Source organism: Ramlibacter sp. JJN2-2R (assembly GCF_057747835.1).
In genome coordinates this window covers 3,567,066-3,585,936 of the sequence record NZ_CM173226.1, presented here as the reverse complement: position 1 = coordinate 3,585,936, position 18,871 = coordinate 3,567,066, and the positions used below count along the sequence as shown (strand labels likewise).

The following is an 18,871-nucleotide window of genomic DNA, read 5'->3' as shown; positions in this document are numbered from 1 at the left end:
CCTTCCCAGGCTCGCGGCAGCAAAGCCGGCCATTATAGCGCAGGCCGCCCGCGCGCTCAGCCGGGCAGGTCGGCCGCGGCCAGGCGGGGCGCCGCGGCATCGCGCGGCGACAGGATTGGCGGCCCCGGCAGGCGCTCCAGCGGCCAGGCGATCGCCAGGGCGGGGTCGTTCCAGGCCACGGCGCGTTCGTCGCGGGGCGCATGGTGCCGGGTCACCTTGTAGAGGACCTCCGCCTGGGGCGACAGGACCAGGAAGCCGTGGGCGAATCCCGGCGGGATCCACAGCAGGCGCGGCGCGGCCGCGTCCAGCTCGATGGCGTCCCACTGGCCGAAGGTCGGCGAGCTGCGCCGCAGGTCCAGGGCGACGTCGTACACGCACCCGGACGCCACGCGGACCAGCTTGCCCTGCGGCTGGGTGCGCTGGAAGTGCAGCCCGCGCAGCACGCCCTGGCGGGACAGGGAGTGGTTGTCCTGCACGAAGGCCACCGGGCCGCCCACCGCCGCGTCGAAGGTGCGCTGGTTCCAGGTCTCCATGAAGCTGCCCCGATCGTCCCGGTGGACATCGGGCTCGAGGAGCAGCACCCCCGGCAGGCGGGTCGGATGGACTTTCATCGGGGTGCCTCCACGCCGCGCTCGGCAAGCGCGATGTCCGCCAGGGCCTGGCGCACGCCTTCCTCCCAGGGGGGCAGGGCGAGCCCGAAGGCCTGGTGCAGGCGGCTCGTGTCCAGGCGGCAGTTCAGCGGACGCGGCGCGGCCCCGGTCGCGGCGGCCGAGGCCACCGGCCGCACCTGGCGGGGCGTCGTCCGCAGGGGCAGGCCGAGCGCCAGCGCTTCCCGCACCACCAGCTGCGCGCAGCCGTGCCGGCTGGTGAAGCCGGCCGCGGCCACGTGGTACAGGCCGGCGAGCGCATCAGGCGAGGGCGCCTGCGCCACGCTGCGCAGCATGTGGGCCGCGACGTCCGCCACCAGCGCCGCCCGGGTGGGCGCGCCCCATTGGTCCGCCACCACGTCGATCGTGTCGCGCCTGCGGGCGGCCGCGAGGACGGCGGTCACGAAATTGCGCCGCCAGGGCTCGAACAGCCAGCCGGTGCGCAGCACCAGGTGGCGCGGGTTGCCGCCCATGACGGCACCGTCGCCGGCGAGCTTGCTGCGGCCGTACGCGCCCAGCGGGCCCGGCCGGTCCGACTCCTTCCATGGCCGCTCGCCGGCGCCGTCGTACACGTAGTCCGAGGAGACATGCACCAGCCACGCGCCCGCCTCGCGGCTGGCGCTCGCGAGTGCTTCGCAGGCCGTCGCATTCACCGCCTGGGCGCCGGCGGGGTCCCGTTCCGCGCCGTCCACGTCGGTCCAGGCCGCGGCATTGACCACGACATCGGGTCGGACCGCCTGGATGGCGGCCGCGATGCCGTCGGGCCGCAGCAGGTCGCCGCACAGCGGCGTGGAGGCGCGCGAAAGCGGCACCACGTCGCCCAGCACGGACAGGCTGCGGCGCAGTTGCCAGCCGAGCTGGCCGGTGCTGCCGAACAGGAGGATCTTCATGGGAGGAGCGGGACGATAGCAAATCGTCCCGGCACCGGCGCCTAGAATGGCCGCAGCTCTTCCCGCCGCGCCATGCACATCGACAAGGAAATCGACACCCGGGGCCTGAACTGCCCGCTGCCCATCCTGCGGGCCAAGAAGGCCCTGACGGACATGGCCAGCGGCCAGCTGCTCAAGGTGGTGTCCACCGATCCCGGCTCGGTGCGGGACTTCCAGGCGTTCGCCCGGCAGACCGGCAACGAGCTGGTCGAGCAGCAGCAGCAGGGCGAGGACATCGTCCACGTGCTGCGGCGCCGCTGAGGCGGCGCCCCGCCGGACCTCAGAGCTTCAGCGACTTCAGGTACTCGCGGAAGTCGGGCCCGACTTCCTCGTGCTTGAGCGCCAGGTCGACGGTGGCCTCCAGGAAGCCCTGCTTGCTGCCGCAGTCGTAGCGGCGTCCCTCGTACAGGAACGCGTGCACGCCTTCGGTGTCGATCAGGCGGGCGATGCCGTCGGTCAGCTGGATCTCGCCGCCGGCGCCGCGCGGATTGTTGCGGATCATGTCGAAGACGGCCGGCGTGAGGATGTAGCGGCCGGCCACGCCCATGCGAGAGGGCGCCTCCTCGGGGCTGGGCTTCTCCACCATCGCGGTCACCTTGGTCAGGCGCTCGTTGACCGGCTCGCCGGCGACGATGCCGTACCGCTTGACGTGCTCGCGCGGCACTTCCTGCACCGCCAGGATGCAGGTTGGCGTGCGGGCGAACTGCTCGACCATCTGGCCGGTCACGCAGGAGCCGCCTTCCTTGCCGCACATCAGGTCGTCGGCCAGCAGGACGGCGAAGGGCTCGTGGTTGACCAGCGGCTCGGCGCACAGGACGGCGTGCCCCAGGCCCAGGGCGCGCGGCTGGCGCACGAAGGAGCAGAACATGTCGTCCGGCGTCAGCGAGCGCACCAGCTCCAGCAGCGCCTTCTTGCCGTTGGCCTCCAGCTCGTGCTCGAGTTCGTAGGCGGTGTCGAAATGGTCCTCGATGGCGCGCTTGTTGCGGCCGGTGACGAAGATCATGTGGCGGATGCCGGCCTCGTAGGCCTCCTCGACCGCGTACTGGATCAGCGGCTTGTCGACGACGGGCAGCATTTCCTTGGGCTGGGCCTTGGTCGCCGGCAGGAATCGGGTTCCCAGGCCGGCCACGGGAAAGACGGCCTTGTTGATCTTGGGGTGGGTACTCATCGACTGCTGAGGAGGTTGTGGTTAAAGTTGAGGCAGTCTTTCACGCCGCGGTGTCTCATCCATTCGCCTGCGGCTGAACTTCCTGTCGGACAACGGCGCAATCACTGCCTTGGACATCTTACTGGTCGAACGGCTCGTGCCGGAGGCGCAGAGCTGGTTGGAAGAGCGGCACCCGGTCGAGGTGAGGCCCGAACTCGCCCTCGACCCGAGCGCCTTGCGCAAGGCCGTCTACAAGGCGCAGGCCGTCGTGCTGCCGCGCAAGGCCGCCGTCACCCAGGAATTCCTCGACTTCGCCCCGCGCCTGAAGGCCGTCGCCCGGCTGCATGGCGGCACCGACAACACCGACCTGGAAGCCTGCCGCGAGCGCAAGGTGCGCGTCATCAACGCCAGCACCGCCAACGTGCGATCGAACGCCGAGTACCTGCTGGCCAGCCTGCTGCTGCTGTACCGGCGCGGCATCGGCGCGGCCGTCGCGGGCGACCGGCATGCCGAGCTGCGGCTCGGCCGGGAACTGCATGGCAGCGTCGTCGGCATCCTGGGCCTGGCGCCGACCGCGCACGCGCTCGCCCTGATGCTGCACTCCCTCGGTGCCCGCCTGATCGGCTACGACCCGGCGGTGCACCACACCGCGCCCATCTGGGGGCGCCTGAACATCCAGCCGGTGGGCGCGCAGGAGCTGCTGGCCCATGCCGACGCCGTCTCGGTGCAGGTGATCTACGGCTCGCGCTACCAGGGATTCATCAACGACAAGCTGCTGGCGCACTGCAAGCCGGGGCAGGTCTGGGTGGGGATCAGCCGGTCGCAGCTGTTCGACATCCAGGGCTTCGCCCGCGCCCTGAACGACGGCCGCATCGAATCGGCCATCCTGGACGGCGCCGAATCCGGCTTCGCGTCCAAGGGCTCGCCGCTGCACGAGTGCAACAACCTCTTCCTGACGCCGCGGCTGGGGGCCCACACGCGGGAGGCCCGCCTGCGCGCCAGCTGGTATGTGGTCCACCGCATCCACGAGACGCTGAGCGCCCCCGCAACCGGCTTCGAGCCGGTGCCCACGGGGATGATGGACCTGGAAGGCGGTCGCCGCTCGGCGGCCTATTAGTCCCCCGGCCGGCCATCGCCGGCCAGAAAGGGCGCGGCGCCCCTAGTCGCGATGCTTGTCCGCCTCGGTGGTGAAGGCGTCGGCGTAAAACTCCTCGGGCGGCAACTGCGCGGCGGCGCTGTACTCCGCGCGGGCCGAATCGACCACGATGGGCGCGCCGCAGGCATAGACCTGATGGCCCGACAGGTCGGGGAAGTCCTCCAGCACGGCCCGGTGCACGAAACCCGTGCGGCCCTTCCAGTCGTCCTCCGGCAGCGCGTCGGAGACCACGGGCACGTACTTCAGGTTGCCCATCTCGGCGCAGCGCGCGCGCACCCAGTCGTCCAGGTACAGGTCGTCCGGGCGACGGCCGCCCCAGTACAGCGTGGCGGGGCGGGTGATGCCCTTGGCCTGCATGTGCTCGATGATGGCCTTGATCGGCGCGAACCCGGTGCCCGAGGCCAGCAGGATCATCGGCTTGTCGGAGTCCTCGCGCAGGAAGAAGCTGCCGTACGGGCCTTCGACCCGCAGGATCTCCTTTTCCTTCATGGCGCCGAACACGTGGTCGGTGAACTTGCCGCCCGCCATGTGGCGGATGTGCAGTTCCACGCCGGGGCCGGCGTGCGGCGCGTTGGCCATCGAGTAGCTGCGCCGCGAGCCGTCGCGCAGGATGAACTCGATGTACTGGCCGGCGTGGTAGCGCAGCGTGTCGTTGGCCGGCAGCTGCAGCTTGACGATCATGACGTCGCGCGACTTCTTCTCCAGCGACAGCACGCGTGCAGGCATCTTGCGGATCGGGAAGGCGCTCTCGTCGGTGACCTGGCGCGACTCCAGCACCACGTCGGTCAGCGCGACGGCGCTGCAGGTCAGCACGTAGCCGTTGGCCTCCTCCTCGGCGGACAGGGCCTTGCTCTGGTGGGCGCGGTGCGTGACCTGGCCCTCGAGCTTCCTGCACTTGCACGAGCCGCAGGCGCCGTCCTTGCAGCCATAGGGCAGGCCGATGCCCTGGCGGATGGCGGCGGCCAGCAGGGCCTCGTCGGCGTTGGCGCTGAACGTCCTGCCGCTGGGCTGCACGGTCACCTGGAATGGGCCTGCGGCGGCCGGGGCGCTGGTCATGTTTTGGGTATCCTCGACGGGACGTCGTCACACTCGAACAGACGGGATTTTGCCCTCAAACCAGAGCCCCCTCGGCGCCCGTCCGGCGCGCTTTCGCCGCGAACGCGTGCTCATCGTGGGCTGCGGCGACGTCGGCCTGCGCGTCGCCCGCGAGTTGCGCGGCCGCGTGCGGCTGCTGGCGCTGACCTCCAGCCCGTCCCGCGTCGACGCGCTGCGGGCCGGCGGCGTCACGCCGCTGCAGGGCAACCTCGATCGCCCCGCGTCGCTGGCCCGCCTGGCCGGGCTGGCCACGCGCATCGTGCACCTGGCGCCCCCGCCCGGCGACGCCGCCACGAACTGGTGGCGCGACACGCGCACCACCACGCTGCTGCGGGCGCTGCGGCTGCGCACCGTGCCCGCCTCGCTGGTGTATGGGTCCACCAGCGGCGTGTACGGCGACTGCGGCGGCGCGCGCGTCACCGAAGCCCGGCCGGTGGCCCCGCGCACGCCGCGCGCGCAGCGCCGTGTCGACGCCGAGGCGGCGGTGCGCCACTTCGGCCGGGCCGCCCACGTGCGGGCGAGCATCCTGCGCATTCCCGGCATCTACGCCCCCGATCGCGCCGGCGGCACGCCGCGCGTACGCCTGCTGCGCGGCACGCCGGTGCTGCAGGCGCAGGACGACGTCTACACCAACCACATCCACGCCGACGACCTGGCGCGCGCGCTGGTGCTGGCGCTGTGGCGCGGCCGGCCGCAGCGCGTGGTGCATGCCAGCGACGACAGCGAGATGAAGATGGGCGACTACTTCGACCTCGCTGCCGACCTGTACGGCCTGCCGCGCCCGCCCCGGGTGGCGCGCAGCACCGCGCAGGACGAATTGCCGCTCATGCTCCTGAGCTTCATGAGCGAATCGCGCCGCCTGGACAACACGCGCCTGAAGCGCGAGCTGCGGCTGAGGCTCGCGCACCCGACGGTGCACACCGGACTGGCCGCGCCGCCCCGCGCCGCGAGCGGCCCGCGCCGCTAGGGCACAATTTGCGGCTGCACCGCCGCCCGCCCTCCCAATGACCGATTCCCTCCAGATCGCGCCGCGCGAAAAGGCCGAGATCCTCGCGCAGGCCCTGCCTTACATCCGCAAGTTCCATGGCAAGACCATCGTCGTCAAGTACGGCGGCAATGCCATGACCGATCCCGAGCTGCAGGCCGACTTCGCCGAGGACATCGTGCTGCTCAAGCTGGTCGGCATGAACCCGGTGGTCGTGCACGGCGGCGGCCCGCAGATCGAACAGGCGCTCAACCGCCTGGGCAAGAAGGGCGAGTTCATCCAGGGCATGCGGGTCACCGACGCCGAGACCATGGAAGTGGTCGAGTGGGTGCTCGCCGGCGAGGTGCAGCAGGACATCGTGGGCCTGATCAACCAGGCCGGCGGCAAGGCCGTGGGCCTGACCGGCCGCGACGGCGGGATGATCCGCGCGCGCAAGCTGAAGATGGTCGACAACCAGGACCCGACCAAGGAGCACGACGTCGGGCAGGTGGGCGACATCATCGCCATCGACCCGGCGGTGGTGAAGGCGCTGCAGGACGACCAGTTCATCCCCGTCATCAGCCCGATCGGCTTCGGCGAGTCCAACGAGAGCTACAACATCAATGCCGACGTCGTGGCCGGCAAGCTGGCCACCGTGCTGCGGGCCGAGAAGCTGATCCTGCTGACCAACACCACCGGCGTGCTGGACAAGAAGGGCAACCTGCTCACGGACCTGACGGCGCGCGAGATCGACGACCTGTTCGCCGACGGCACCATCTCCGGCGGCATGCTGCCCAAGATCAGCGGCGCGCTCGACGCCGCCAAGAGCGGGGTCAACTCCGTGCACATCATCGACGGCCGCGTGCCGCACTCGATGCTGCTGGAGATCCTGACCGAGCAGGCCTACGGGACGATGATCCGCTCCAAATGACGGTCCCGCCCCGAAGCGCCCTCGGCGCCACCCCCTCGCCGGGGCGCCACCCGTGGCCCGGCCGCGCCGATGGCGCGGTGGCCGCCGGATGGGGCCGCGCCGACCCGAAGGGCGCCGGCCGGGGCTGACGTGCGGCTGCTTCTCGTCGAGGACGACGTCATGGTGGCCAGCGGCATCAAGCTGGGCCTCACGGGCGCCGGCTATGCGGTCGACTGGGTCGGCAGCGGCGAACGGGCCGAGGAGGTGCTGCGCACCGAGGTGTTCGACGCCGCCATCATCGACATCGGCCTGCCGCAGATGGACGGCCTGGAGCTGACGCGGCGGCTGCGCAAGCCCGAGATGGCCAGCCGCAAGATGCCGGTGCTGATCCTGACCGCCCGCGACGCGCTGCAGGACCGCGTGCAGGGCCTGGACCTGGGCGCCGACGACTACATGGTCAAGCCGTTCGAGCTGCCCGAGCTGCTCGCGCGGCTGCGCGCGCTGCTGCGCCGCTCGCAGGCGGCCACCAGCGCGGTGCTGACCTTCGGCCCGATCGAGCTGGACACGGCCAACCGGCGCGCCAGCGCGCGCCGCGACGGCCAGCAGGTGCCGATCGAACTCGGTCCGCGCGAGTGGACCGTCATGGAGTACCTGCTGATCCATGCGCCCAAGCCGGCCAGCAAGGACAAGCTCCTGCAGGCGCTGACCGGGTGGGACAAGGAGATCACGCCCAACGCGGTGGAGGTCTACATCTCGCGGCTGCGCGGCAAGCTCGAGCCGCACGGCGTCGCGCTGCGCTCCATCCGGGGCTTCGGCTACCGGCTCGAGCTGCAGGACGCGCTGCGGCCGTGATGCGCTTCGCGCCCGCCATGCGGCGCCGCGACTCGGCGGCGGGGCGCATGCTGTCCGGCCTGCGCCGGCGGCTGTTGGTGATGCTGCTGGTGCCGCTGGGCGCGCTGGCGATGCTCAACGCCTGGTTCGACTACCGCTCGGCCGACAACGTGGCCGAGCAGCAGGACCGGCGCCTGGCCGCGCTGGTGCCGCTGCTGGCCGACTCGGTCATCGGCCACGACACCGGCCGCCGGGAGATGCCCCTGCTGCTGATGCCGCCGGCGGTGGCGGAATTCTTCAAGGACCACGCCGGGTTCGCGGCGTTCGCGATCACCGATGCCGACGGCCGCCTCGTCACGGGCGACGCCTGGCTCGCCGACCTCGCGCCCACCGCCGCCGAGCCGCAGTTCCACAGCGAGGAGCACGGCGGCGTCACCTGGCGCATCGTGCGCCAGCGGCAGCAGACCGTGCTGGGCGAGGTCGTGATCTCGGTGGCCGACGGCTCGGATCCGCGCCAGCAGTGGGCGCGCTCGATCCTGTTCAAGGTGCTGCTGCCCAACCTGGTGCTGATCGCCGCCGCCGCCTTCGCCGTCGGCTGGGCGGTGGAGCGCGCGCTCAAGCCGCTGCTGGACCTCAAGGATGCCGTGGAGCGCCGCTCGCCGCGCGACCTGAGCGCCTTCGACGAGAACGCCTCGCCCGAGGAGGTGCGGCCGCTGGTCCGCTCGCTCAACCGCCTGTTCGGGCTGGTGAACGCGCAGGCCCAGAGCCAGCGCCAGTTCGTCGCCGACGCCGCGCACCAGCTGCGCACGCCGCTGGCCGGCCTGCAGGCGCAGGTGGAAGCCTGGGCCCAGGCGGCCAACACCGGCGGCGGCGACGGCACGCTGCAGCTGCGCGCCGAGCAGGTCAACAAGCTGCGCGGCGCCACCCGCCGGACCTCGCAGCTGGCCAACCAGTTGCTCGCCCTGTCGCGCGCGGACGCCCGCACCATGCAGGCACAGCCGCGCCAGCGCGTGGAGCTCAAGGCCCTGTGCGAGGACATCCTGGCCGCGCACCTGGACGCCGCCAGCGCGCGCCACCTGGACCTGGGCCTGGACGCCGAGCCGGTCGAGGTGATGGGCCACGACTGGCTGCTGCGCGAGCTGCTGGCGAACCTGGTGGACAACGCAGTCAAGTACACGCCCGAAGGCGGCACGGTCACGATCCGCTGCGGCCGGCGCGGCGGCCACGCGCTGCTGGAAGTCGAGGACGACGGACCGGGCATCCCGGCGCCCGAGCGCGGCCGCGTCCTGGAGCGCTTCTACCGGGTGCAGGGCACGCATGGCGAAGGCAACGGGCTCGGCCTGGCCATCGCGCAGGAGATCGCCCGCGTGCACCACAGCCAGCTGGAGCTGCAGTGCGGCGCGGGTGGCCGCGGGCTGCGGGTTTCGGTCCTGCTCTGAGGGCCCGCGCAGCGTGGCGGGCGCGCCACGTTGTAAGTGCGCACTTGGCCGCTGAGCCGCGCGACTGCAGGAGGCCTGTCCGCGAAAGGGTGCCCATCCATGTGCGAGAATGGACCCAACCCATCCATAGCCCGCATCCATGTCCGACGCCGAGCTCAGCCTCCCCGCCACATCCGCCGCCGAAGCCGCCGCCCCGGCCCGCAAGCGCCCCAAGCCGGGCGAGCGGCGCGTGCAGATCCTGCAGGCGCTGGCGATGATGCTCGAGCAGCCGGGCGCCGAGCGCATCACCACGGCGGCACTGGCGGCCAGGCTGGAGGTCAGCGAAGCGGCGCTGTACCGGCACTTCGCCAGCAAGGCGCAGATGTTCGAGGGTCTGATCGAGTTCATCGAGCAGAGCGTGTTCACGTTGGTCAACCAGATCCAGGAGCGCGAGGCCGGCGCCGACGGCCCGGTCGAGGCCGGCCAGCGGCAGGCGGCGCGCATTGCCGCCATGCTGGTGCAGTTCGCCGAGAAGAACCCGGGCATGACGCGGGTGATGGTCGGCGACGCCCTCGTCTACGAGAACGAGCGCCTGCAGCAGCGGATGAACCAGTTCTTCGACAAGATCGAGTCGACCCTCAAGCAGTGCCTGCGCAGCGCGGCCGAGGGCGACGGCTCGGCCATGCCCAGCGTCGACGCGCAGGTGCGCGCCTCGATGCTCACGTCCTTCCTCGTCGGCCGCCTGCAGCGCTTCGCGCGCTCGGGCTTTCGCCGCAGCCCCTCGGAGCATCTCGAGGCCAGCCTCGCCTGCATGCTCTGAGCGCGCGGCCACCGCCGCCCGTTCCTGTCGCGGTCTCCACGATGCGCATCTCCCTGGCGGGTGACCAGGCCGTCTTGCTGCCCAGCGGCGCCATGCTGCTGCCGGCCCATGCGACCCTGCTCGTGGCCGACGCGCACTTCGGCAAGGCCGTGAGCTACCGCCGGCTCGGCGTGCCGGTGCCCGAGGCGACCACCGCGGCCACCTTGCAGGGGCTGGACGCCGACCTGCGCTCGACCGGGGCCCGGCGCATCGTCTTCCTCGGCGACTTCCTGCATTCGGCCCGCTCGCATGCGCCCGAGACCCTGCAGGCCCTGCACGCGTGGCGGGCCGGGCATGCCGGCATCGCGCTCACGCTGGTGCGCGGCAACCACGACGCGCGGGCGGGCGACCCGCCGGCGTCGCTGGGGATCGAGGTCGTGGACGAGCCGCTGCGGCTGGGCGCGTTCGCGCTGCGCCACCACCCCGGCGCGGTCGCGGGGGCCTACGTGCTCGCCGGGCACTGGCACCCGTGCGTGCGCGTGCGCGGCCGCGCCTTCCAGAGCCTGCGGCTGCCGTGCTTCTGGCTGGGGGATGACAGCGCCGACAGGGAAACGGGCGGCGGCGTGGGCGTGCTGCCGGCGTTCGGCAGCTTCACCGGCATGCACCGCATCGAGCCGGTGGCGGGCGACCGCATCTTCGCCGTCGCCGACGGCGTGGTGCGCGAGCTGCCGGGCGCGGCCTGAGCGCACCTCAGCGCACCGGCGCCGGCTCGACGCCGACCTTGCGGCCCGCGGCGGTGATCTCGGCCCAGGTGGTGGCGTCGACCGCGATGCCCTCGCGCGCGCGCTGCGCACGCGCCGCACGCTCCGGCTCGCCGGCGAGCAGCACGCCCTCGGTGTCCGGCGCCGGCGGGCCCTGGCGCAACCAGTCGACGAAGGCCAGCGCCTCCTGCGCGAACGCATCGGCCGTGCCCAGCTTGCGGGGGTCGATGACGATGGCCAGCATGCCGTTGTAGACCGAGCGCTTGTGGTCCGCCTCGCGGTGCCAGGTGCCGCCGCCGGTCAGCGCGCCGCCGAGCAGCTCGCAGGCGATCGCCAGGCCCGAGCCCTTGTGCTCGCCGAAGGCACGCAGCGCGCCGTAGCCGCCCTTGGGCTGCGCGACGACGACGACGCCGGGGTCCGTCGTCGGCTGGCCCTCCTCGTCGATCAGCGTGCCGGGCTCGGCCCGCTTGCCTTCGTTGTGGGCCACGCGCATCTTGCCCTGCGCCACGCGGCTGGTGGCGAAGTCGAGCACGAACGGCTCGCGGCCGGCCAGCGGCACGCCGATGCAGCAGGGGTTGGTGCCGAAGCGGCCGTCGCCGCCATGCCAGGCCGCGACCACGGGCCGCGACAGCACGTTGACGAAATGCAGCGACACCAGGCCCTGGGCCACCGCCATCTCGGCGAAGTGGCCGATGCGGCCCAGGTGGTGCGCACGCGAAAGCGCGAGGACGCAGCTGCCCAGCTCGCGAGCCTTGCCGATCGCGAGCTCCATCGCCTGCGCGCCGACGATCTGGCCGTAGCCGCGGTCGCCGTCGACGGTGAGCAGGGCGCCGGCGTCGAGCGTGACGCGCGCGGCGGTGTTGGGGACCAGGCCGCCTTCGAGGACGGCGTCGACGTAGCGCGGCACCATGCCGACGCCGTGCGAATCGTGGCCGGACAGGTTGGCCAGCACCAGGTTGGCGGCGACGGCGTCGGCCTCCTGCGGCGAACTGCCGGCGGCGCGCAGGATGGCCGCGACGCGGGCCTGCAGGTCGGGGGCTTGCAGCTGGATCGTCATGGTCACATCACCGCGCCGACTTGCCACGGCACGAACTCGTTCTGCCCGTAGCCGTGCTTTTCGCTCTTGCTCGCCGCGCCGGAGGCGGTGGCCAGCACCAGCTGGAAGATGCGCTCGCCCATGGCCTGGATCGACGCCGTGCCGTCGATGATCTCGCCGCAGTTGATGTCCATGTCCTCCTCCTGCCGCTGCCACAGCGCGGTGTTGGTGGCCAGCTTGAGCGAGGGCGAGGGCGCGCAGCCGTAGGCCGAGCCGCGCCCGGTGGTGAAGCAGATCATGTTGGCGCCGCCGGCCACCTGGCCGGTGGCGCTGACGGGGTCGTAGCCGGGCGTGTCCATGTAGACGAAGCCGTGCGCCTTCACCGGCTCGGCGTATTCGTAGACGGCCTGCAGGTTGGTGGTGCCGCCCTTGGCGACGGCGCCGAGCGACTTCTCCAGGATGGTGGTGAGGCCGCCCGCCTTGTTGCCGGGCGAGGGGTTGTTGTTCATCTCGCCCTCGTTGGCGCGGGTGTACTGCTCCCACCACCTGATGCGCGAGACCAGCTTCTCGCCCACCTCGCGGCGCGTGGCGCGGCGCGTGAGCAGGTGCTCGGCGCCGTAGATCTCGGGCGTCTCGGACAGGATGGCGGTGCCGCCGTGGGCCACCAGCAGGTCGACCGCGGCGCCCAGCGCCGGGTTGGCGCTGATGCCCGAGTAGCCGTCCGAGCCGCCGCACTGCAGGCCGATGGTGATGTGCTCGGCGCCGCAGGGCTCGCGCCGCACGCGGTTGGCCTGCGGAAGCATCTCCCGCACCAGCGCGATGCCGCGTTCGACCGTCTTGCGCGTGCCGCCGGTGTCCTGGATGTTGAAGACGCGCAGCGTCTCGCCCTCGCGCAGGCTCGAGTGCGCGAGCCAGGCATTGATCTGGTTGGCCTCGCAGCCCAGGCCGACGACGATGACGCCCCAGAAGTTGGCGTGGGTGGCGTAGCCGGCGAGCGTGCGCTCCAGGATCTGCATGCCCAGGCCCTGCGTGTCCATGCCGCAGCCGGTGCCGTGGGTGAGGGCGACCACGCCGTCGATGTTCGGGTAGTCGGCCAGCGCCGCGGGGTTGGTCTGGCGCGAGAAGTGGTCGGCGATGGCGCGCGCGGCGGTGGCCGAGCAGTTGACGCTCGAGAGCACGCCGATGTAGTTGCGCGTCGCCACGCGGCCGTCGGTGCGCCGCAAGCCCATGAAGGTGGCGCTGCGGCGCGCCGGCTCGGCCTTGACGTCGGCGCCGAAGGCGTAGTCGCGCTCGAAGGCGCCCCCCTCCGGTCCCATCCAGAGGTTGTGCGTGTGCACGTGCTCGCCGGCTTCGATGGGCTTGCTGGCGAAGCCGATGATCTGGTTGTAGCGGCGCACCGGCTCGCCGGCCGCGATGGCACGGGTGGCGACCTTGTGGCCCGGCGGCACCAGGCCGCGCACCTGCACGTTCTCGACGGCGGTGCCGCCGACGAGCTGGGCGCGCGCGATCAGCACGTCGTCGTTGGGGTGGAGGCGGATGAAGGGAGTCATGGTGTTGCCTCGCCGCGGCGGGCCGGGCCCGCCATCCAGTGCGGCGCCGCGGCGGGCCGCGCTGCTGGATGCCGGGCCGGGCCCGGCAGGGCGACCTCGGTGGTCAATAGAACAGTTTCGGAACCCACAGGACGAGCTTGGGGAAGTACGTGATGATGGCCAGCGAGCCGAGCAGCGGCACCAGCCAGGGCAGGATCGCGACCGTGGTGCGCTCGACCGACAGCTTGGCCACCCGGGCCAGCACGAACAGCACCATGCCCATGGGCGGGTGCAGCAGCCCGATCATCAGGTTCAGCACCATGACCAGGCCGAAGTGAACGAGGTCGATGCCCAGCTGCTGGCAGATCGGCACCAGGATCGGCACCAGGATGGTGATGGCCGCCGTCGGCTCCAGGAAGCAGCCCACGAACAGCATCAGCAGGTTGGCCAGCAGCAGGAACACCCACGGTTCCTTGGTGAAGCCCAGCACCCACGACGAGATGGCCGCCGTCACGCCGGTGGCGGTGAGCATCCAGCCGAAGATGCTGGCCGCGGCCACGATGAACAGCACGGTGGACGTGGTCTCGACGGTCTCCAGGCACACCTTGACGAACATCTTCCAGCTGAGGGTGCGGTACCAGGCGAAGCCCAGCACCATCGCCCACACGCAGGCGGCGATGGCGCCCTCGGTGGGCGTGAAGATGCCGGTGGTCATGCCGCCGATCAGCAGCACCGGGGTCATGATGGGCAGCACGGCCTGGAAGCTGAACACCTTGTCCATGCCGAACAGCACCACCAGCCCGGCGATCACGGTCGCCTGGGCGGGCAGGCCGGCCTTGGCGACCAGCAGCCACATCGCCAGCGGCCAGCCGATCACCACGGCCGTCTCGGCCAGCGCCTTGATCACGCGCGGCCACTCGAACTTGATGTCGGCGCCCCAGCCGTTCTTGTGCGCGTAGTAGGCCACCGTCAGCATCATCAGGATGGCCAGCAGCGCGCCGGGCAGGATGCCGGCCAGGAACAGCGCGCCGACGCTGACGTTGGCCATCATCCCGTAGATCACGAACGGCAGCGACGGCGGGATGATCGGCCCAAGCGTCGCCGAGGCGGCCGTCACGCCGACGGCGAACTCGGTGCTGTAGCCGTGGTCCTTCATGGCCTTGATCTCGATCGTGCCCAGTCCGGCGGCATCGGCGATGGCGGTGCCGCTCATGCCGGCGAAGATCACCGAGCCCAGCACGTTCACGTGCCCGAGCCCACCCTTCAACCAGCCCACCAGCGCGAGGGCGAAGTTGTAGATGCGGTTGGTGATGCCGGCGTTGTTCATCAGGTTGCCGGCCAGGATGAAGAACGGCACGGCCAGCAGCGGGAAGCTGTCGATGCCGCTGACCATGCGGTGGATGACCACGAAGGGCGGCGTGGTCTGGGCCCACAGCAGGTAGACCAGCGAGGCGCCGGCCATCGCGATGGCGACGGGCAGGCCGCCGCCCATCAGGAACAGGAAGACGATCTTGAGCAAGGCTGTCGACCGGGGCTCAGGCCCGGTCCTCCATGGTGGTCTCGGGACGTTCCAGCACGCTGTAGCCGCGCTGCAGGTGCACGCGCATCACCCAGACGGAGCGGAACAGCATGGCGATGAAGCCGGCCAGGCAGACGCCGTAGACCAGGTTCATGGGCAGGTCGACGATGGTCATGCGGGCGTTGCCCAGCTTGAGCATCATCTGCACGGTGAGGATCACCGCGCCGGCGAAGAAGGCGATGCGCAGCACGTCGACCGCGCGCGCCATCCAGCGGCACATCGCCGCGGGCAGGTGGCGGTAGAAGAAGTCCACCTGGATGTGGTTGTTCTTCGCGACGCCGATGGCGGCGCCGATGAAGACGGTGCCGATCAGCAGGTAGCGCGCGATCTCCTCGGTCCAGGAGGCCGAGTCGTTCAGCACGTAGCGGGTGAAGAACTGGTAGAAGACCGTCAGCCCCAGCACCCAGAAGAAGCCCAGGGCGACCCAGGCTTCCGGAAAGGTGCCGGACAGGTCCACGGCCTCGTCCTGCGCGTGGAACTGCCCGTCGTCCCCCATCACCTTGGGGCCGCCGAAGGGGTCGTCCTCGGCCGTTGCGGCGGCGGTGGTCTGGCTCGACATGTCTGATTACTCCTGAGCGCCCACCGCGGGGCGAGATGCCTGGACGGCATGAACTGCAAGCGGCCACCGCGGAACCGGCCTTGCCGGGCCGCCGGTGGCGCCCCCTCGGGGGGAGGCGGCCGAAGGCCGCTTCGGGGGGGTCATTTGATCGCCAGGATCTTGTCGTAGTCGGCCTGGCGGTAGCCCTGGTCGGCCGGCTTGGTGGACTTGAGCACCGCCTCGCGGAAGGCGTTCTTGTCGACCGTGATCACGTTGATGCCGCGCTTCTTGAATTCCTCGGCCAGGCGCACCTCCGAGGCGGCGATCTCGCGGCTGGCCTTGTCGGCGGCCTCGACCATCACGTCACCGAAGATCTTCTTGTCGGCGTCGGACAGCTTGCCCCACAGCGAGCCGGACACCACCGTCAGCAGCGAGTCGACGATGTGGCCGGTCAGCGAGATGTTCTTCTGCACCTCGTAGAACTTCTTGGCCTCGATGGTGGGCAGCGGGTTCTCCTGGGCCTCCACGGTGCCGTTCTGCAGCGCCAGGTAGACCTCGGCAAAGGCAATCGGCGTCGGGTTGGCGCCCAGGGCCTTGGGGAACGCCAGGTAGGCCGGGGCGTCGGGCACGCGGATCTTCAGGCCCTTCATGTCCTCGGGCTTGGCGATCGGGCGGTTGGAGGTGACGTGGCGGGCCCCGTAGTACGTCATCGCGGTGATGTGGTTGCCGCTGGCCTTGTCGTAGCCGCCGGCCAGTTCCTTGAAGACGTCGCTCTTGGCGTACTTGAACTGGTGCTCGGCGTCGCGGAAGACGAACGGGAAGTACGAGATCGCCAGCGGCCTGTACGCCTGCGCGGCGAAGCTGGCGCCGGTCAGGACGATGTCCACCGTGCCCAGCTGCAGGCCCTGGTTGATGTCCGACTCCTTGCCCAGCGTGGAGGCCGGGAACACCTGCACCTCGTAGCGGCCGTTGGTGCGCTTCTTGATCTCGTCGCCGGCCCACACCGACCACTTGTGGTACGGCTCGGACGTCTCGTAGACGTGGGCCCACTTGAGCTTGGTCTGGGCGAACGCCGGGCCGGCGGCCGCGGCCGCCAGCGCGCAGGCGGCGATCAGTTTCAAAGTCAGGCGCTTTCGCATCGCGTTGTCTCCTTGTGGTTGGTCAGGTCTGGCGTCAGGAACTGTTGGCGCGGCGCCAGCTCGCGCTGTATCGGTTGTAGGCCCGTTTGAGGTGCTGGTGCATCGCGGCGCGCGCGGCCGCGGCATCGTGCGCGCGGATCGCGTCGAGCACCGCCGCGTGTTCCACCAGCGCCGCGCTCCAGGAGGCGGGGTTCTCGAAGTAGTCGCCCAGGCGCGCGAACAGCGGCCCGCTGCGCGCCTGCCAGTAGCCGAAGACGGTGTCGCGCAGCACTTCGTTGCCGCAGGCGTCGGCCACCGCGGTGTGGAAGGCCTCGTCGCCGGCGCGCGGCACGATGCCGGCGTCGGCGTCCTCGCGCATGCGCGCCAGGGCCGAGGCCATCGCGCCGACCTGCGCCTTGCGGGCGTGCCGCGCCGCCAGCGCGGCGACTTCGCCCTCGACGAGTTCGCGCGCGCGCATGAGCTCCAGCGGGCCCCATTCGTTGGGGCCGGCCGCGGCCTTGCCGTGCCCGTGGGCCGGCTGCGCCCGCACGTAGATGCCGGATCCGATGCGCACTTCCACCAGCCCTTCGACCTCCAGCGCGATCAGCGCCTCGCGCACGGAAGGACGGCTCACGCCCAGCTGCCGGGCCAGGTCGCGTTCGGCGGGCAGGCGGCTGCCCGCGGCGAACTCGCCGCCGGCGACGAGCGAGCGCAACTGGTCGGCGATCTGCCGGTACAGGCGCTGCGATTCGACGGCTTGCAGGGGCATGGATGGGGGCGGAATGCGAACCGGACGGATGGCGAGCCCGTCTCAGGGTTCGCCATGACTGGCCAAGTGGTCAGGCCAATTAATATCGACGCCGAACGGCCCCGGGCGCATCCGGCAAAACCCGAGGGCAGGGACAACCACGGAGACATTCCATGCGTCTGAAAGGCAAGACGGCGCTCGTCACCGCCGCGGGACAGGGCATCGGCCGCGCGAGCGCGCTGGCCCTCGCGGCCGAGGGCGCGCAGGTGTGGGCGACCGACGTGAACGAGCAGGCGCTCGCGGCGTACCAGGGCGTGGAGCGCGTGCGCGCCGTGCGCCTGGACGTGCTGGACAAGGCGGCCATCGGCAGGCTGGTCGGCGAGATGCCGGCCATCGACGTGCTCTTCAACTGCGCCGGCCACGTGCATAACGGCACGGTGCTGCAGGCCACCGACGACGAGTGGAACTTCGCGTTCAACCTCAACGTGCGCGCGCAGTTCTGGACCATCCAGGCGGCGCTGCCGAAGATGCTGGCGCAGGGGCGCGGCGCCAGCATCGTCAACATGGCCAGCGTGTGCAGCAGCATCAAGGGCCTGCCCAACCGCTTCATCTACGGCACCAGCAAGGCGGCGGTGCTGGGGCTCACCAAGAGCGTGGCGGCCGACTACGTGGCCGAGGGCATCCGCTGCAATGCGATCTGCCCCGGCACGGTCGACACGCCGTCGCTGCAGGAGCGCATCAACGCCAATCCCGACCCCGAGGCCGCGCGCAGGAGCTTCGTCGCGCGCCAGCCGATGGGGCGCCTGGCCAAGGCGGAGGAGATCGCGCCGCTGGTGGTGTTCCTCGCCAGCGACGAGGCGACGTTCGTCACCGGCCAGGCCTATTCGGTCGATGGAGGTATCACGATATGAACCAGCTCGATTTCCAGGGCCGCCACGCGGTGATCACGGGCGGCGCCACCGGCCTGGGCTACGCGATCGCCGAACGGCTGCTGCATTCGGGCGGCTCCGTCACGCTGTGGGACCTCGACGAGGCCGCCGCGCAGCAGGCCGCCATGAAGCTGGGCGCCAAGGCCGCGGCCGTGCGCGTCGACGTGGCCGACTACGCCTCGGTGCTCGAGGCCGTCAAGCGCACCGTGGCCCGCTCGCCGCGCATCGACGCCCTGGTCAACAGCGCCGGCGTCACCGGGCCGAACACCAAGGTGTGGGACTACCCGCCGGACGCATGGCGCAAGGTGTTCGACGTCAACGTGCACGGCCTCTTCTACTGCTGCCGCGAGGTGGCGGCGCTGATGCGCCAGCAGGGCTACGGGCGCATCGTGAACATCGCCTCGGTGGCGGGCAAGGACGGCAACCCGAACGCCAGCGCCTACAGCGCCAGCAAGGCGGCGGTGATCGGCCTGACCAAGTCGCTGGGCAAGGAACTGGCCGACGTCGACGTGCGCGTGAATTGCGTGACGCCCGCGGCGGTGAAGACGGCCATCTTCGACCAGATGACTCCCGAGCACATCCAGTTCATGCTCAGCAAGATCCCGATGGGCCGCTTCGGCACGCCCGAGGAGGTGGCGGCGCTGGTGGGCTGGCTGTGCACGGACGACTGCTCGTTCTCCACCGGCGCCGTGTTCGACCTGTCCGGCGGCCGCTCCACGTACTAGGCCCGCCCCGAG

The 18,871-nt window shown here is 71.2% G+C and carries 20 protein-coding genes; 10 read left to right on the top strand and 10 right to left on the bottom strand.

Annotation, left to right across the window (positions count from 1 at the left end; genetic code table 11):
• Window positions 1–56 precede the first annotated feature (56 nt).
• A complete protein-coding gene (gene rfbC, locus AC3ANR_RS17370; protein WP_488289359.1) occupies window positions 57–611 on the bottom strand; it encodes a dTDP-4-dehydrorhamnose 3,5-epimerase in 555 nt (184 codons plus the stop codon).
• On the bottom strand, window positions 608–1,537 hold the full coding sequence (rfbD, locus tag AC3ANR_RS17365) for a dTDP-4-dehydrorhamnose reductase (protein WP_488289358.1): 930 nt from the start codon (window positions 1,535–1,537) through the stop codon (window positions 608–610). The genes rfbC and rfbD overlap by 4 nt, the downstream gene beginning before the upstream one ends.
• A gap of 72 nt (window positions 1,538–1,609) precedes the next feature.
• On the opposite strand from rfbD, the gene AC3ANR_RS17360 reads away from it, so the two are divergent.
• Window positions 1,610–1,837 (top strand): sulfurtransferase TusA family protein, encoded by a 228-nt coding sequence (locus AC3ANR_RS17360; protein ID WP_488289357.1) that lies wholly within the window; start codon window positions 1,610–1,612, stop codon window positions 1,835–1,837.
• 19 nt (window positions 1,838–1,856) lie between these two features.
• Here the strand turns inward: AC3ANR_RS17360 and galU are convergent, their stop codons facing one another.
• Window positions 1,857–2,744, bottom strand: a complete 888-nt coding sequence (gene galU, locus AC3ANR_RS17355; protein ID WP_488289356.1) for a UTP--glucose-1-phosphate uridylyltransferase GalU — start codon at window positions 2,742–2,744, stop codon at window positions 1,857–1,859.
• Between the two features lie 109 nt (window positions 2,745–2,853).
• Here galU and AC3ANR_RS17350 point away from each other — a divergent pair, with 109 nt between their 5' ends.
• Window positions 2,854–3,840: an NAD(P)-dependent oxidoreductase gene (locus AC3ANR_RS17350; protein WP_488289355.1), complete on the top strand. Its 987-nt coding sequence runs from the start codon at window positions 2,854–2,856 to the stop codon at window positions 3,838–3,840.
• 42 nt (window positions 3,841–3,882) lie between these two features.
• Here AC3ANR_RS17350 and AC3ANR_RS17345 read toward each other — a convergent pair whose 3' ends face one another.
• Entirely contained in the window at window positions 3,883–4,935 is a 1,053-nt protein-coding gene (locus tag AC3ANR_RS17345) for a CDP-6-deoxy-delta-3,4-glucoseen reductase (protein ID WP_488289354.1), read from the bottom strand.
• 49 nt (window positions 4,936–4,984) lie between these two features.
• On the opposite strand from AC3ANR_RS17345, the gene AC3ANR_RS17340 reads away from it, so the two are divergent.
• From AC3ANR_RS17340 to pdeM, 6 genes are all read left to right on the top strand, one after another.
• On the top strand, window positions 4,985–5,941 hold the full coding sequence (locus AC3ANR_RS17340) for an NAD-dependent epimerase/dehydratase family protein (RefSeq protein WP_488289353.1): 957 nt from the start codon (window positions 4,985–4,987) through the stop codon (window positions 5,939–5,941).
• Window positions 5,942–5,978: 37 nt separating this feature from the next.
• The gene (gene argB / locus AC3ANR_RS17335) at window positions 5,979–6,869 is read left to right on the top strand and encodes an acetylglutamate kinase (RefSeq protein ID WP_488289352.1); all 891 of its coding nucleotides are present in this window, start codon (window positions 5,979–5,981) and stop codon (window positions 6,867–6,869) included.
• Between the two features lie 129 nt (window positions 6,870–6,998).
• Window positions 6,999–7,700, top strand: coding sequence for a response regulator transcription factor (locus tag AC3ANR_RS17330; protein ID WP_488289351.1), 702 nt, complete (start codon window positions 6,999–7,001; stop codon window positions 7,698–7,700).
• 47 nt (window positions 7,701–7,747) lie between these two features.
• Complete coding sequence (locus tag AC3ANR_RS17325) at window positions 7,748–9,118, top strand: sensor histidine kinase N-terminal domain-containing protein (protein WP_488291837.1); 1,371 nt, start codon at window positions 7,748–7,750, stop codon at window positions 9,116–9,118.
• Window positions 9,119–9,257: 139 nt separating this feature from the next.
• Entirely contained in the window at window positions 9,258–9,917 is a 660-nt protein-coding gene (gene slmA, locus AC3ANR_RS17320) for a nucleoid occlusion factor SlmA (protein WP_488289350.1), read from the top strand.
• A gap of 41 nt (window positions 9,918–9,958) precedes the next feature.
• Window positions 9,959–10,639, top strand: a complete 681-nt coding sequence (gene pdeM, locus AC3ANR_RS17315) for a ligase-associated DNA damage response endonuclease PdeM (protein WP_488289349.1) — start codon at window positions 9,959–9,961, stop codon at window positions 10,637–10,639.
• 7 nt (window positions 10,640–10,646) lie between these two features.
• Here pdeM and AC3ANR_RS17310 read toward each other — a convergent pair whose 3' ends face one another.
• The 6 genes from AC3ANR_RS17310 to AC3ANR_RS17285 all read right to left on the bottom strand — a co-directional run bounded on the left by AC3ANR_RS17310 (window position 10,647) and on the right by AC3ANR_RS17285 (window position 17,226).
• Entirely contained in the window at window positions 10,647–11,714 is a 1,068-nt protein-coding gene (locus AC3ANR_RS17310) for a malate/lactate/ureidoglycolate dehydrogenase (protein WP_488289348.1), read from the bottom strand.
• 2 nt (window positions 11,715–11,716) lie between these two features.
• A complete protein-coding gene (locus AC3ANR_RS17305; protein ID WP_488289347.1) occupies window positions 11,717–13,243 on the bottom strand; it encodes a UxaA family hydrolase in 1,527 nt (508 codons plus the stop codon).
• A 103-nt stretch (window positions 13,244–13,346) separates the two neighbouring features.
• Window positions 13,347–14,741, bottom strand: a complete 1,395-nt coding sequence (locus AC3ANR_RS17300; protein ID WP_488289346.1) for a TRAP transporter large permease — start codon at window positions 14,739–14,741, stop codon at window positions 13,347–13,349.
• A 16-nt stretch (window positions 14,742–14,757) separates the two neighbouring features.
• Window positions 14,758–15,360, bottom strand: coding sequence for a TRAP transporter small permease (locus AC3ANR_RS17295; RefSeq protein WP_488289345.1), 603 nt, complete (start codon window positions 15,358–15,360; stop codon window positions 14,758–14,760).
• Window positions 15,361–15,500: 140 nt separating this feature from the next.
• On the bottom strand, window positions 15,501–16,478 hold the full coding sequence (locus tag AC3ANR_RS17290) for a sialic acid TRAP transporter substrate-binding protein SiaP (protein WP_488289344.1): 978 nt from the start codon (window positions 16,476–16,478) through the stop codon (window positions 15,501–15,503).
• A 34-nt stretch (window positions 16,479–16,512) separates the two neighbouring features.
• Window positions 16,513–17,226 (bottom strand): FadR/GntR family transcriptional regulator, encoded by a 714-nt coding sequence (locus AC3ANR_RS17285; protein WP_488289343.1) that lies wholly within the window; start codon window positions 17,224–17,226, stop codon window positions 16,513–16,515.
• A 152-nt stretch (window positions 17,227–17,378) separates the two neighbouring features.
• Here AC3ANR_RS17285 and AC3ANR_RS17280 point away from each other — a divergent pair, with 152 nt between their 5' ends.
• Together AC3ANR_RS17280 and AC3ANR_RS17275 are read left to right on the top strand one after the other, a co-directional pair.
• On the top strand, window positions 17,379–18,116 hold the full coding sequence (locus AC3ANR_RS17280) for an SDR family oxidoreductase (protein ID WP_488289342.1): 738 nt from the start codon (window positions 17,379–17,381) through the stop codon (window positions 18,114–18,116).
• Window positions 18,113–18,859, top strand: coding sequence for an SDR family NAD(P)-dependent oxidoreductase (locus AC3ANR_RS17275; protein WP_488289341.1), 747 nt, complete (start codon window positions 18,113–18,115; stop codon window positions 18,857–18,859). Before AC3ANR_RS17280 ends, AC3ANR_RS17275 begins: the two co-directional genes overlap by 4 nt.
• Window positions 18,860–18,871 lie beyond the last annotated feature (12 nt).